The 15,008-nt window shown below is 49.7% G+C and carries 10 protein-coding genes and 1 pseudogene; 9 read left to right on the top strand and 2 right to left on the bottom strand.

Annotated elements, in window-relative coordinates:
* Nucleotides 1–633: 633 nt before the first annotated feature.
* The 6 genes from AC0YNV_RS39870 (at nucleotide 634) to AC0YNV_RS39895 (ending at nucleotide 9,141) form a co-directional block, all read left to right on the top strand.
* Nucleotides 634–1,617 carry an ABC transporter permease gene (locus AC0YNV_RS39870; protein WP_475772989.1) on the top strand — a complete coding sequence of 328 codons (984 nt, stop codon included), beginning with the start codon at nucleotides 634–636 and terminating at the stop codon, nucleotides 1,615–1,617.
* Nucleotides 1,618–1,632: 15 nt separating this feature from the next.
* Nucleotides 1,633–2,514 (top strand): carbohydrate ABC transporter permease, encoded by an 882-nt coding sequence (locus AC0YNV_RS39875; RefSeq protein ID WP_475772990.1) that lies wholly within the window; start codon nucleotides 1,633–1,635, stop codon nucleotides 2,512–2,514.
* Between the two features lie 63 nt (nucleotides 2,515–2,577).
* Nucleotides 2,578–4,143: an extracellular solute-binding protein gene (locus AC0YNV_RS39880; protein ID WP_475772991.1), complete on the top strand. Its 1,566-nt coding sequence runs from the start codon at nucleotides 2,578–2,580 to the stop codon at nucleotides 4,141–4,143.
* Nucleotides 4,144–4,211: 68 nt separating this feature from the next.
* Nucleotides 4,212–6,563: a glycoside hydrolase family 95 protein gene (locus tag AC0YNV_RS39885; RefSeq protein WP_475772992.1), complete on the top strand. Its 2,352-nt coding sequence runs from the start codon at nucleotides 4,212–4,214 to the stop codon at nucleotides 6,561–6,563.
* A 117-nt stretch (nucleotides 6,564–6,680) separates the two neighbouring features.
* A complete protein-coding gene (locus tag AC0YNV_RS39890; protein WP_475772998.1) occupies nucleotides 6,681–8,453 on the top strand; it encodes a sensor histidine kinase in 1,773 nt (590 codons plus the stop codon).
* A complete protein-coding gene (locus tag AC0YNV_RS39895) occupies nucleotides 8,401–9,141 on the top strand; it encodes a response regulator transcription factor (RefSeq protein WP_475772993.1) in 741 nt (246 codons plus the stop codon). Before AC0YNV_RS39890 ends, AC0YNV_RS39895 begins: the two co-directional genes overlap by 53 nt.
* Nucleotides 9,142–9,192: 51 nt before the next feature.
* Here AC0YNV_RS39895 and AC0YNV_RS39900 read toward each other — a convergent pair whose 3' ends face one another.
* Complete coding sequence (locus AC0YNV_RS39900; protein ID WP_475772994.1) at nucleotides 9,193–9,351, bottom strand: hypothetical protein; 159 nt, start codon at nucleotides 9,349–9,351, stop codon at nucleotides 9,193–9,195.
* 288 nt (nucleotides 9,352–9,639) lie between these two features.
* Nucleotides 9,640–10,479: a helix-turn-helix domain-containing protein gene (locus AC0YNV_RS39905; RefSeq protein ID WP_475772995.1), complete on the bottom strand. Its 840-nt coding sequence runs from the start codon at nucleotides 10,477–10,479 to the stop codon at nucleotides 9,640–9,642.
* 141 nt (nucleotides 10,480–10,620) lie between these two features.
* On the opposite strand from AC0YNV_RS39905, the gene AC0YNV_RS39910 reads away from it, so the two are divergent.
* From AC0YNV_RS39910 to AC0YNV_RS39920, 3 genes and pseudogenes are all read left to right on the top strand, one after another.
* Nucleotides 10,621–13,722 (top strand): glycoside hydrolase family 2 TIM barrel-domain containing protein, encoded by a 3,102-nt coding sequence (locus tag AC0YNV_RS39910; RefSeq protein WP_475772996.1) that lies wholly within the window; start codon nucleotides 10,621–10,623, stop codon nucleotides 13,720–13,722.
* Nucleotides 13,723–13,853: 131 nt separating this feature from the next.
* Nucleotides 13,854–14,489, top strand: coding sequence for a type 2 periplasmic-binding domain-containing protein (locus AC0YNV_RS39915; RefSeq protein ID WP_475772997.1), 636 nt, complete (start codon nucleotides 13,854–13,856; stop codon nucleotides 14,487–14,489).
* A 228-nt stretch (nucleotides 14,490–14,717) separates the two neighbouring features.
* Nucleotides 14,718–15,008 (top strand): annotated as a pseudogene (locus tag AC0YNV_RS39920) (IS110 family transposase); the annotation flags it as partial.

Raw genomic sequence — 15,008 nt, forward strand, 5'->3', positions numbered from 1 at the left:
TTTGTGCCTTCTCAAGCGACCACCGATTGGAGCTGACATGTCCCACAAGGTGCTGTATCTGAGCCGTTACATCTTTCTCAGACAGGGCTAGCACCGATTGAGAAGTTGGGTGAAGGCCGTAATTGCCTCTACTGCCAGTGGACCATGCTGTATCCGAAGCGCGATCAGTTGTTCGATTACAGTGGAAGGGAAACCGGTCGAATCCGAGAGGCCGGCCGGCCTTTTCCGCTTTCATGCGGATGCCGGCGTCGTCTACACCGTGCTTCCGGATTGAAACGATTGCTTGCGTCAACGCCAATGCCCAAGCAGGGAAGAGTGAAATAAAACCGCTTGTCGCTGCAGTTTAATCCGTGATCAAAGCAGAACTAGGCCGCACTAGCATTGGCCGGTAGATGACCCTCGGAATTCGTCAATTCGTCGGGGGTCATCTATTTTTTGTCCAGAAACGGAAGCGTACGAGGGACGATATCGCGCGTTCTATGCGGATCGCAAACCGATTTGAACGGCGGCAACGGGATGCTATTGTCCGGGCACCTTGCCATCCGATCTTCAAAAATGACAACGCTTTCTTAAGAATGTTGGCTTTCGACGCTCTGATTCGAAGAGTACACTGAAAACAAAGGAGGAGCAGATATGGAGTTGGATACACGCGTAACCGGAATTAAGGGAAAAACAGAACAGCGAACGCAGTTTTGGAATCGGTTTAAAAAACAAAAAACGCTGCACCTGTTCGTTGGGCTCGGCATGATATTTTTGCTTGTCTTCGCCTATACGCCGATGTTCGGCATTCTAATGGCATTTAAGCAGTATTCCATCTCTACCGGAATTAAGGGCATTTTTACAAGCGAATGGGTGGGATTAAAGCATTTCAAGGAGTTCTTTAATGACTATCAGTTTGGAACAATCGTTCGAAATACGCTGGCATTGAGTCTGCTAAAAATCCTTTTTGCTTTTCCGGCTCCCATATTGCTGGCCATTCTATTAAGCGAAGTAAAAAATTTGAAGTTTAAGCGTTTTGTCCAAACGATCAGCTATTTGCCCCATTTCATCTCGTGGGTTGTCGTCGCAGGCATCGCTTTCGCCTTCCTGTCGACGGATATCGGGATGGTCAATAAAGCGCTTCTAGGGCTAGGCATAATCGACAAGCCGCTTGACATATTGACGAACCCCAACTATTTCTGGGGACTGGCGACTGGAAGTGCCGTCTGGAAGGAGATGGGCTGGTGGACGATTATCTTCCTGGCCGCCATAGCGGGCATTAACCCGTCATTATACGAAGCCGCGCAGATCGACGGAGCGGGCCGCTTGGCTCGAATTCGCCATATTACGTTCCCTGGAATGAAAGGAACGATCGTCGTTGTACTTATTCTGACGATCGGAAGCATTCTGGGCGGAGGACTGGTGGGCTCCAACTTCGAGCAGGCGTTTCTGTTCGGCAACAGCATCAACAATTCGACCTCGGAGATCGTGCAAACTTATGCGTTTAAGGTCGGATTAAGAGACGGGAGATTTTCCTATGCGGCAGCGATTGATTTGATCCAGTCCGTCATTTCCGTCATCCTGATTTTCTCCAGCAACTACATTGCCAAACGCACTTCGGGATCAAGTCTATTCTAGGAAAGGGGAGCGTGCATGCAGCTCAGCCAAAAACAAAAAGATCGTATCATGGACGCTATGATTTATGCATTACTAGCCATTCTGACGTTATCGATGCTTTATCCGTTCTATTACGTCCTGATTCTTTCCTTCAATAAAGGAACCGATTCGCTTCTTGGGGGCGTCTATCTATGGCCAAGGACCTTTTCCTTTGAAAATTACGCGCGATTTTTGGATGACCCCCACTGGTACCGTGCTTTTTTGGTCACGATTATGAGAACGCTTGCGGGAACCGCCCTAGGCGTCCTTTTTACCTGTTTGGTTGCTTATGGGCTGTCTCACCGCGATCTTCTGTTTCGCAAAGGTTATTTCACGGTCATTATATTCGCGATGTACTTTTCCGGCGGTTTGATACCGTATTACGTCGTTCTGCGCTCACTGGGGCTGCTGAACACGTTTGGTGTCTATGTCATTCCTTCCATGTTAAGTACGTTTTTTCTGATGATAGCCATTTCGTTCTTTCAGGAAATTCCGAGTGAACTCAAGGAGTCGGCTTACATGGACGGGGCTACCGAGCTCGTTATTTTCTACCGGATCATCCTTCCCGTCTCTAAGCCGCTGATCGCAACCATGTCGCTTTTCTTGGGGGTTGGTCAATGGAACTCTTGGCTGGATTCCGCTTACTTCGTGCAGTCGGAAGGTCTGCGGACGCTCGCTTTCCGGATGATGGAGGTTATCAACAAGAGCAATGCTCCGATGGACGCTATAGCCGTTGCGAACAGCGCTTCAGCGGGCGTCACCAGCTATTCGCTTCAGGTAGCGGCTATGGTTATATCTATCGCGCCTATCGTGTGCGTCTATCCGTTCCTCCAGAGGTTTTTCATTCAAGGCATTATGCTGGGTTCCGTGAAGGGTTGATTTTGTTGGCATGATATTAAAGCGTTTGCTTTAATATAAACATCACTTGTTGGAGGGGTTATTTTGAAAAGAAACAAAGGGAAGAAGGCAATGCTCTTATCGCTCATCCTAATGATGACGATAGCGCTGATGTCCGCATGCGGAAATAACAACGATGGTCAAGTCAATAACTCGGTGGGGAGCGAACCGCCCGCCAAAAGCAACGAGGTGAAGGAGCTATCCCTGTTTATCGATGCCTCGTGGTATCCGGTGAAGGAATGGACGGGAGCGGTTGCCGAGAAAATTACCGAAAAGACGGGAATCAAGCTGAAAGTGACAGTAGCCACGGACGACAAGCAGCTTCCGCTCATGATCGCGTCCGGCGATCTCCCGGATCTGGTTTTTACTAACGCGAACATCGAACGGATGTCCGATTCGAAGCTTTCTTATCCTTGGAACGAGCTGATCGAGAAATACGCGCCTGACTTTAAGATCGATCCGATACGAATTGCGATCCACACGATGGATGACGGCAATTTCTATACGGTGCGCAACTCCTTCGCGACGCAGGAGGAAATGGCGCAGAACAAATACTCGGTCGGCAGCGACGGCAGCCCGGGTATCGCGGTGCGCGAGGATATTCTGCAAGAGCTCGGCAATCCGTCAATAGACACCATTGACGACTTTATGAAGGTTTTGGGCATGGTCAAAGAAAAATATCCGGACATGATCCCTCTGATCATGGACAAAGATTGGATCGAGCAATACTTCCTGACGCAGTTCGGCGTCGAGGGCCTTCTGGACGGCTGGTATGAGCGGGACGGAAAAGTGGACTATGCGATCAGACAGCCGGAAATGCTGGATTTCTTCAAGTTTATGAACCGTCTGTACCGCGAAGGGGACATTCTGGCGGAGAACTTCGCCTATACGAACGATCAGATCGACGATCAGTATGCGACCAGCGGGAAGGCATTCGCGCATATGCATACGGTCAGCATAGCAGACTCGGACAATATCAAGGTCAAAAACGCCGGCGGTTCGTATACGTTCCAAATGCTGCCTAGCTCCATTTCGAAAGATGCGAAAGCGGTCAGCTCCGGACTGGGCTTTGCAGGTACGTTTATCACGAAGAAAAACAAGGATCCGGAGGCGTCGATCAAGTTCCTTCAATATCTGGCGAGCGACGAAGGCAAAAAGTTAACGATGTTCGGCGTCGAGGGCGAGCATTGGACCTGGAACGACGAAGGGTATCCGAATTTGAAATACGATCCGTCCGACGCCGATTTCGTCAACAGCAACGGAATCAAATGGTGGTACCTGTACAACGACGGCGTTACGGAAGGCATGTTGAGCTACGTACCGGGAGCGCAGAAGACGAAAGCGTTGATGGAAAGAAAGGCGTTCACGGTTTACAAGCCGGAGCTCGGCTTGATTCAGCTGCAGCCGGATTCGGACGAGAAGACGATCAAAACGAAGATCGACGAGATGATCAAAAACGAGAAGGTTAAAATCTACTTGGCGAAGTCGGAGGAAGAAGCCGTGGCAAACTACGAGAGCATGGTGAAGAACGCCGAGAAGATCGGTCTGGATCGCTTGGTGGATTGGGCTAACCAAACCTATCAGAAGAAGAAGGATTTGTTTAAAAAATAAGACTGGGTCCGTCAGGAGCGCTACGCGTTCCTGACGGACTTTGCACGCTATATTGCAGGTGAAGGCAAATGGGAGAACGGAAAGGCGGGAAAATGATGAAGCTGGAGTATGATTCGCCCGGTACGGCATGGAAAGAGGCTCTTCCGATTGGCAACGGACGGCTGGGAGCAATGGTGTTCGGAGCAGCGGAAACGGAAAGAATCCAGATCAACGAGGAGACGTTGTGGTCGGGGGCGCCGCACGATTATAACCGGCCGGACGCGGGGCAATATTTGCAAGAAGTCCGGAGCCTGATTTTCAATGATCGGATCGAGGAGGCGGAGCGGCTGTTTCTGGACCGCATGATGGGCGAGCCGATCCATCTGCAAGCCTACCTGCCTTTTTGCGAGCTGAATCTGGCGTTCCCCGGGCATCGCGAGGTTACGCGATATCGGCGTGAATTGGATCTGCGGCGGGCGGTGGCGACCGTATCCTATGAAGCCGACGGATGCGAATACACGCGCGAAATCTTCTGTTCCCGCCCGAGCGGCTGCCTGGTGATTCGGCTTTCGTGCGGCGAGCGGGGCAGTATCGCCGTAGACGCGTCTTTGTCCAGCGTCCACCCCGATGCGTCCGTTCAATCGGACGGCAGCCGTGGGATTCGGCTGACTGGACGGACCGGAACGCGCAAGGGTCCAAGAAATTGGAGCGGCTCTTGGGAAGGTCCGGGACTCCGATTCGAAGGGAGGCTCACGGCTTTTTGCGAAGGCGGCTCGTGCGCGGCCGGCGACGGCGTCTTGCGCATAGCGGAAGCGAGTGCCGTAACCCTCGTTTTTTCCGGAGCGACAAGCTTCTTGAACTACCGGGACATGGGGGGCGATCCTTCGGAATTGAACAATCGGTATATGGCGCGCGTCTCCGAACGACCTTATCGCGAGTTGCTGGACGAACACGTCGAAGACCATAAAGCCTTGTATGAACGAGTCTCGATAAGGCTGGGGGGAGCCGGGGCGGACGAGCGAACTGGCGGCAAGCGGCGTCCGACGGATCGGCGCGTACTCGACATTCGGGAGACGGAGGACCCGTCGCTCGCCGCGTTATATTTTCAGTTCGGCCGGTATTTGCTCATTGCGTCTTCCAGACCGGGCGATCAGCCTTCCAACTTGCAAGGCATATGGAATGAAGAAGAATGGCCGGAATGGGGAAGCAAATGGACGACCAACATCAACGTCCAGATGAATTACTGGCCGGCGGAGGTCGGAAACTTGCCGGAATGCCACCTTCCGCTGTTCGATCTGATCGACGATCTTCGCGTCACCGGCGCGCGCACGGCGGAACTCTATTACGGCGCGAAGGGCTTCGTCGTCCACCACAATACCGATTTATGGCGCGCCGCGGCCCCGGTCGACATCCATGCTGGAATATGGCCGATGGGCGGGGTATGGTTGGTCCAGCACTTATGGGATCACTTCGAATACAATCCCGACCTTGACTTTCTGAGGGTACGGGCCTACCCTGCCATGAAAGAAGCCGCCCGATTCGTGATGGACTTCCTGGTGGAGGCTCCCGAAGGCGTCAAATTCGCCGGTCGGCTGATTACCAATCCTTCCTATTCGCCGGAGAACGCGTATCGGGACGGCCGCGATCGAAGAAGGCATCTCACGATCTCGTCCACGATGGACGTGCAGTTGATCCGAGACTTGCTCGAGCGTTGTTTGATCGCAAGCGAGCTGCTGGGCGAAAATTCGGCGTTCGAACACGAAATCCGAAAGGTTCTGGACCGGATCCCCCCCATGCAAATCGGACGATTCGGCCAATTGCAGGAATGGCCGGAGGATTGGGATCGACCGGAAGATTCGAACGGCCACGTTTCTCACCTTTACGGCTTATATCCCGGCAATCAGATATCCGAGGATACGCCCGAAACGTTCGAGGGGGCGCGCAAAAGCCTCGAGCTTCGCCATCGGAGCAAGGACCGAATCCTGGCTTGGCCGGCTGCTTGGCGGATAGCGCTGCACGCCAGATTGCGAGACGGGGAGAGCGCGCGCAAGCGGCTCGTCGATCTCTTGGCGGGATCGACCAATCCGAATCTGCTCAATCAGCATGAGCCGTTTCCGATGCAGATCGACGCCAATTTCGGCGGAACCGCGGGCATTGCGGAAATGCTGCTGCAAAGCCGATCCCGCTATCGAAACGGAAAAGCCGAATACGAAATCGAATTGCTTCCTGCCTTGCCGGAAACATGGCCGGAAGGCTCCGTCTCGGGCTTTCGCGCCAGAGGGGGATTCGAAGTCGGCATGACTTGGGCGGAAGGAAGCTTAATCGGAGCCGAGATCCGTTCCCTTTGCGGAATGCCTTGTACGCTGCGCTATAGGAAGCGATCGATCCGATACACCGTGAAGGCTGGCGAATCGTTTCAATTTGATCCGTTCTCACGTTAACCGGGGTTTGCGGAATTGCAAATCTGGAAGGGATGCGCCTCTATCGGAATTCTTTAGTACATGATATGTTAACGATATATGGATTCCGCATCGGAGGGAAACGCCGCCTTGAGCATCATGCGCAAAATCGTGCTTGGTTACGTGATTATGATCTTTATCCCTGTTCTGGCATTCGGTTATCACTATTACACGCAAATCTACGGCAACCTGACGCAACAATTCGTGGAGAGCAGGCAGAAAATCCTGGAGCAGGCTTACGCCAATCTGAAAACGGATTTCGCCCGAATTCAGTCGGTCCACCGGGTGCTGCAATACAATCCTTACTTGACCGATTATCTGGACGGCGTATACGAATCCGACGCGGACAGCATCTACGCGCTGACCCGCTATATTCTCCCGCTTAACACGCAATCGATGTTCGCTAATCCGGAAATCGAATCCATCGTCATTTATAAGATGAAGGATCGGGTATTGCCCATCACCAATCTGTTTCGCGATCGGTCTATGCTGGATCCGCAAACGGAACAAACCGTCTCGTCCCTGAAAGCCGGACAGGGGAAATGGCTGCGCGCCGATCCCGCGGCGTCGGATCCGGACCTGATCTATTACCAGTACATTTACAATACGCAAATTACGGAGCGAATCGGCCTTCTTGAAATTCGGGTACGCAAAAGTTTAATCCATAACTTCTATGCGGCCGCGGGTGTGGAAGGAAGTTGGAGAGCGTTGCTGTTGTCCGGACAAGGCGATCCGTTGACGAACGAAGCGCCGGCGTTGGACAAGAAGACATTGCGTCTTCTGCAAGCGGATGACAGGAAATTTTTTATCAACCGGCAAACGATCGTCAATCAGCTGAAGCTCGAGCCGCTGGACGTTCGCGTCATCGTCACCGGTCAGGTGGGAGACGTATTCCGTTCCGTGAAGAAGAAGGAAATCGTCTTGGTGACGATGATCGTGCTGCTGTTGATCGCTTTATCCATCGCCTATTACCTGCTGGCTTCGACGATTACCAAACGGATTCTTCGGTTGGCCCGGCATATGCGTACGCTGAACGACAATAACCTCAGGCAGCTGACGATCAAAAACGGCAAGTTCGAAAAGGATGAAATCGGCTTTCTGATCGTCACCTATAACGCGATGGTCCGGCGAATGGACGAGCTCATCAACAACGTCCACCGAGCTGAAATGCGCTACAAAGAAGCGGCATACCAGGTGCTGCAAGCGCAGATCAAGCCTCATTTTCTCTATAACACGCTCGAGACGATCCGCATGGTCGCCGAGGCTAACGACGACAAGGAAGTCGCCGATATTTCCTTCTGGTTCGGGAAACTGATGCGGTACAGCTTGTCGTCCGCGCGGGAAGAAACGGTTCTTGCGAAGGAAATCGAGATGGTTTCCTTTTATATGAACATCCACAAAATGAGGCTCCAAAGCAGGCTGACTTTTGAAATTCAAGTTGCGCTGGATGCCGAACGGCTGGCTTGTCCGCGATTCCTTTTGCAGCCGCTTATCGAAAATGCGATCGTGCATGGAGCTTCCGCCGTCCTTCGACCCGTCCATATCTCGCTGCAGGCGACGGAAACGGAAAGCGAGATTACAATCGACGTTACCGACAACGGCAACGGGATTACGCCGGAGAAGCTTCTCGCGCTTCGCGAACGGCTGTCCAGGCACGACGAGCCTAGAAAGGCAGAGGAGCGGGTCGGCGTAGGTTTGAAAAACGTCAACGAACGAGTCAAAAGCTTCTTCGGAGGAGAATCCCGACTGGAAATCCTCAGCGAGTCGGGCAAAGGAGCCTGCTTGCGCATTATCATCGTGAAAAGGAAGGTGGCGGACATTGAAGATCTTGATCGTAGACGACGAACCTTTGATTCTGAAAGGGTTAGTTAAAATCGTCGAGAAAGTCGCGCCTGTCGGTTCCGACATTTGCTCGGCCCTCAATGCCCCGGAGGCATTAGAGACAATGAAGCGCTTTATGCCCGATGTGACGATAACGGATATCCATATGCCGGAGAAGAACGGATTCGAATTAATTCAGGAGGCCAGGCTTGAGGGGTTATGCGATCGATTTATTATCCTGACCGGCTATGACGAGTTCGACTATGTCCGTCAGGCCCTTCGCTCGGGCGTCGTGGATTACTTGCTGAAGCCTTTGGACAAAAAGGAAATCGCGTCCCTGCTGAGCCGCGTGAAGGAGGAGCTTCCCGCCGCCTCGGATTCGGATTACAGTCGGCACGCCGAACGGATATTGGCCTATTTGCAAATGAACTATATGAACGATCTGTCCCTCGACCATCTTGCGGATCGCATGAGTCTGCATCCGAATTATATTAGCAGCTTGTTCAAGAAGGAGACGGGAGACACCCTCGTCAATTACTTGAATGCGTTACGAATCCGGGAAGCGCAAAAGCTGCTGAAAACGCAGCCTCATTCGACCGTTTGCGCGATCAGCCGGCAGGTCGGCTTCGATACCAAGCACTACTTCGCGAAGGTGTTCAAAAAATACACGGGAACGACTCCCGGCACCTACCGCGAAAATCAAGAAGAAATCGAACGTCATGAATCGCCTAATACCTGAAGGTTTTCTTCATTCGCGCTTCACAGGCGAACAACTTAACAATTCCTTGCTTCATTTTCTGACGGGGATTAATTTCTTGAAACCAGAAAGTTTATTGTTCGCCAGCATATCTGGATTAGATGAAGAGGTAGACGCTATAAAAACTGAAACTCCAGTTTCATCCACCTCATCAGCGATTGGTTTAAATAACCAATCACCAACAACATCCAACTAATGTTGACCCTCAAGATGATGAACCTCAGAAGAATAACGATACGGCTGCCAATAATAATACTCATCAGAATGAAAATAATGGTCAACCTTTTAATTCTCCAGTAAAAGAAAAACAAGATGCTATATTTATTTATCACTCTCATGCTGTGAATTGCGATCGATTTAATTAAACTCTTGTCTTTTGAAATTTATCAAGAGCCGAAAAACTGATGAATGATAAGGGAAGCGAAGGAACGCTGATTTTTTATTAAGCAAGATCCTCCTGCCCTTTGCTTAGTTTCTTGCTTATCTGTGGCGGTTACGGATATAACGTCCTGGAGGCATTCCTTCCGATTTCGTAAATTGCTTGGTAAAGGAATAAATATCCCCATAACCAAGACTAACGGCTACGTGTTTAATGGGGAGTCCGGAGAGGAGCATCATTTTGGCCTGTTTCATTAAATGTTCAATGTGGTACCGCTGAGGGGAAACTCCGGTTGTGGCTTTAAATAGCTTCCTGAAATTCTCATAGCCCATATTTACGGCTGCTGCGGCTTCCTTAATATCGTAATGGATATCATTGGCGCCGCCGATTAGTTGGCAAGCTTTTGAGATTTTATGATCATTGTGCTCTCTCTGAGTATGATGTACGCTGCCGTGCAAACGGATAATGAGTTCTTGAGCTTTCATCAGCAAATAGGGGAGCCTTTCATCTACAGCGGCTTTAAGAGAGTTAAGCAGGGCGGCAAATTCATTCAAAATATCGCTTGTATGTTGAGTCGGCTGCACCTCTTGGTCGGAATTTATGATGCCTAGCGTTTTGAGGTAATGATAGACAGGATAACCTATGCTGATATAAAACTCGATCCATTCCCCATTCGGCTCGATTTCGGTGGAGTGCATACGATCGGGCAAACGTTGTACCAGATCCCCTGCTTGCATTGTAATAACAGTGCCTTCCTTTGAGATAAATCGTCCGTTGCCTTGCAGGACCAACAAACAGCTGTAATATCCGATCCTGAAGTCATACTGGGAGCGCTCTGCCGTTCTTTTTCTCATAAAGCCGCATGACAGAATGCCCTGGTCGAAATCGTCTCCGATACACCGGTATACGACATCGTTTTCTTTTATAGCATCGAAATTCATATCGTCACCGCACCTACCAAAATGGATAAATGAATTACCAGACCTAACATTTTATATGAAAACTTGTCCTTATATTATAAGGGTATCGACTTTCATAGCACAACCAATTAAGACAATTTATGAGGGGGTTATTCGAAACGTATGAAGCTGAACAGAGACTGGGAGAATCCGCATGTCGCTCACAAGAACCGTCATCCCATGCATGAGCCGTATGGAATATACGAAACCGTGGAACAGGCGCTAAGCGGCGACCGGAGAGCGTCAAAATACGTAAAATGCTTAAACGGCACTTGGAAATTTAAAACGTTTTCATCTCCGGATGTAGTAACTGATGAGTTTTATCATCCTGCATATGACGTGTCCAAATGGGATGATATCCCTGTTCCTTCCAACTGGGAGTTGTTCGGATACGGGAAACCTATATACACTAATATTAAGTATCCCTTTGTGCGGAAGGGGGCGGACTCTCATCACGAAATTCAACTGAAGCAAGATGAATTTGTTTTGAATCCGCCTTATGTGCCGGAGGATAACCTCACCGGATGTTATGTCCTATCGTTCGAAATTCCTGAACATTTTAACGGCAGAGATTTGTTTATCGATTTTGCCGGTGTGGAATCCTGCTTTTATCTGTGGTTAAACGGGAAGTTCGTCGGTTATTCGCAGGACAGCAAGCTTAACGCTTCTTTTGATATTACCGATTACATCCAAACGGGGCAAAACCATTTGGCCGTTCAGGTGATGCGATTCGGAGCCGGTTCTTATCTGGAGGATCAGGACTACTGGCATCTATCGGGTATTTTCAGAGATGTTCTGATTTATGCAAAACCGCGAATGCGAATTCATGATTATAAAATCGAAACGCTTTTCCCGGGTGATTATGACAATGCCGAATTAGCCGTGACGGTTTATCCTAATAATCAAGCAAGCTGTTATGGGGAAGCTCACGTGCGTCTGTCTCTTTATGATCACGATCGAAAATTGGTTACGCAATTTGAGACGCCGAAGTTTGCGGATTTCAGATCCTACCTGCAAGACAACTATGTGGCGAAAGTCAAACAAACCATTAAGAGTCCCCAATTGTGGAGCGACGAAATTCCTTACCTCTATAAATTGGTATTGGAAATGATCGACCCTGACGGAAATGTCGTTGACATCGAGAGTGCAAATGTCGGCTTCCGAGAAATCAGCATCGATAACACCGGGATATTGAAAATTAACGGCAAACGTCTCATAATTCGCGGAACCAACCTTCATGCATTTTGTCCCGAAACGGGGCGCGTGGTGTCGACGGAGTATATGAGTGAGCAGATCAAGATCATGAAATCGCTAAATATCAATGCGGTAAGAACGAGTCACTATCCGCATGCCGTCGAATGGTACGACCTTTGTGATGAACTGGGCATATATGTTGTGGATGAGGCCAATATTGAGACCCATGGCATCGGCGGCCAGCTCAGCGCATCTCCCGAATGGACGCATGCTTATATGGAACGTGCAGCACGGATGGTGTTGCGAGATAAGAATCATCCCTCGATCATTCTGTGGTCCTTGGGAAATGAGTCCGGTTACGGAGCGAACCATGCTGCCATGTACGGGTGGATGAAGGAATATGATAAACCAAGATATGTTCAGTATGAGTCCTTGAATCCTCCGGCCAATATTTCCGATATCATGGCGCCCATGTATCCTCAGAAGGATTGGATCGTGGATTGCATGACGAGCAGCGATGACTTGCGGCCGTTTATTATGTGTGAATATGCGTACGCGAAAAGCAACAGCAACGGGAATTTCAAGGAATTCTGGGACCTTATTTATAAATTCCCGCGGTTTCAGGGCGGCTTCATTTGGGATTTCCAGGATAAAGCGCTTGTCCGGCATGATGAATCTGGGAACAAAAAATATGTTTATGGCGGCGCCTTCCAGGAAGAGATTATTGATTCCGCGCCCGATATGTGCCTGAACGGCATTGTATTTCCGGATTTAACGCTGAAACCGGCTGCCTATGAAATTAAAAATGTACAAGCTCCCGTCCAGATCGATTATTTTGAACGGCCTTATGATGTTCCCGGTAATAAAAGTTATCGAATTTATAATCATTATACGCATCGGGACTTAAGCCACCTGGACATCGGTTGGGAACTTGTTTGCGACGGGAAGGTTGTGGAAAACGGTACATTACCCCGATTACACACGCCGGCCGGAGCTATCGAAAGTCTTCAGGCACCATACGATCCAACCAAGGTCTCTGGGGAAGCGTTCCTGAATTTTTATGCTTATCTGAACGAGGACACCTATTATGCAAATAAGGGAACCTGTATCTATGCATGCCAGGTCGAGTTGAAAGATTCCGTATATGAAATACATACCGGGGATATTCAAAGTGGGAGCCTGGTATATGAAGAAGCTGCGGATCGAATTCATATTTATAATGAAAATACGAACGTGGTCTTCTCGAAAGAAACGGCAGAGTTCATTTCTGTCAGATACAATAATCAAGACTACTTTACGGGCGGAGCGAACAATTTCTATCGGCCGCCAACGGGGATAGACGCAGGTGTGCCTGGTGAGACGCTAAACTATGCAGATGATTGGAGAAGCCTCGGGCTGGACTCCGATCAGAAAGAGATCAAGCGTATCCGGGTATATGCAGCGCCTGCATCAGTCATCATTCAGGTTCATGTTCTTTATCATGGATGCATTGAAACACTTACGGAGTATGCGATTGGCGGTAAAGGCATTGAAATTACTAACACTGTCGTGAATAATGCTAATGTCGATACCTTACCGAGAATCGGTCTGAGCTTTACCTTCCCTGCTGCCTGGAAGAGTATCAAATGGTATGGCCGCGGGCCATGGGAGAACTATGCGGACCGTAAAACGGCTGCCTTCGTCGGTATATATGAAAGCTCTGTTGAAGAACAGCATGTTCCCTACATCGTGCCGGTTGAGTGCGGGGGCAAGGAAGATGTCCGTTATTTGTATGTGTCGGCGGATGACCGCAAGGTAAAAGTTACCTCGGCGGGTCACTTCCATTTTGACATCCATCAGTACAGCATCGGACAGTATGACAATGCCGCCTATGAGGACGAGCTTGGCACATCCGATTCTGTTTTCCTTCATATCGATTACAAACATGCAGGTCTTGGTGGAGATACTGGATGGACCAAAAATATTCACGATGAATATAAAATTGAAAAGGGCATCTATGTATACAAGATCACTTTAGAGATCGTGGATTGAATAGTAGATCCTCGAAAGCGAAGGATAGAAGTGAATTTTTGATAAAGGCACTGGCCAAAGTCAGAGGTCTTTATTGATTAACGACGATTCATTGGCATTGGCTTCTAGTACATCGGATCGGACTCCGCAATGTGCATCAGCGCCTTATTCTGACTTACGGGGAAGGATATGGGCTGAAGCAATTCCTTGACTACCTGGCGTCCGAACAGGCTCAAGTCCTGATCAACTGGGGCGTTGAAGGAAAGCATTATGTAATAGAGAACGGCAAACGCGTCGTTCCGGCAGACGTGCAGAAGCGTATCATCGAGGATAACGAGGCGTTCAAGAAGGAATCCGGCGTTGAATCCTATGTCACCATGGGACTCCACTATGGCGATGGCGTCAAGGATTCTACCGGCAATTTCTTCACGAAGAAGAACCCTGAAGAAATTCAGAACAAGTATACGACCGCGGACAAGGAAACTTTGAAGGCCTATGGCGCCACGGTTTGGGCGGATTTCTTCACGCCAGTGAACGACATGCCGGCGAAGCCTTGGGGAGCGGCCTGGAATCTCTCCTTACCGGCCGACGACGAGGTCTCGATCCTGCAAACCAAGGTGAAGGATATTACCTGGAGTCGGATCCCTCAGGCCATTATGGTTAAGCAGGAGAAATTCGACCAAATTTGGGATGAATATCAACAAGAACTGATCAGTACCGGTGTAGAGAGAATGGAAAAAGGATTTTCGAAATACATCCAGGATCGCGTCAAGCTTTGGAACGAATAGGAACTAGTTAAGATTAATCGCAGCCAAGATCTAGTCCATCGGGACCGGATCGGGTCAGTACGATTTGGAGAAAGTTAAATTCCGTGAGCCTATCTGGCTCGCGGAATTTTTTACTTCCTCGGCCAACTGACAAACGATACGGCGGCAGTCATCGATCCGTTCTCGCCAGCCACTCCTCCCATTTTCCTCTGTCTCCCCGACTTTCAATATAAACGCTCGTACAGCACCTACTGGCTTAACGTATCCAAGTGGCTTGCCGAACGTCAGTTTGAGGTTGTTCTCGTCAATCCGCATCTGGTAAAGAAGAACAAAGAAAACCGCGACAACACGCCCTCAAAGAGCGATAAAAAGGATGCTCTGGTCATCGCCGACATGGTCAAAAACGGATACTACTCCTTCACTCGTACAACACCAGCAGCCTTTGAAGAACTACGTGTCTTTCTCTCCAATCGCGACTTTGTCGTGAAGAGACTCGTGAGTGCGAAGAACCAAATTCATCGCTGGGTCGACGTGGTTTTC

Source organism: Paenibacillus sp. JT31N11 (assembly GCF_056269285.1).

Coding starts and splice junctions, on each gene's coding strand:
- AC0YNV_RS39910 (WP_475772996.1), top strand. CDS start 10,621: ATGAAGCTGAACAGAGACTGGGAGAATCCGCATGTCGCTCACAAGAAC.
- AC0YNV_RS39905 (WP_475772995.1), bottom strand. CDS start 10,479: ATGAATTTCGATGCTATAAAAGAAAACGATGTCGTATACCGGTGTATC.
- AC0YNV_RS39885 (WP_475772992.1), top strand. CDS start 4,212: ATGGGAGAACGGAAAGGCGGGAAAATGATGAAGCTGGAGTATGATTCG.
- AC0YNV_RS39875 (WP_475772990.1), top strand. CDS start 1,633: ATGCAGCTCAGCCAAAAACAAAAAGATCGTATCATGGACGCTATGATT.
- AC0YNV_RS39870 (WP_475772989.1), top strand. CDS start 634: ATGGAGTTGGATACACGCGTAACCGGAATTAAGGGAAAAACAGAACAG.
- AC0YNV_RS39890 (WP_475772998.1), top strand. CDS start 6,681: ATGCGCAAAATCGTGCTTGGTTACGTGATTATGATCTTTATCCCTGTT.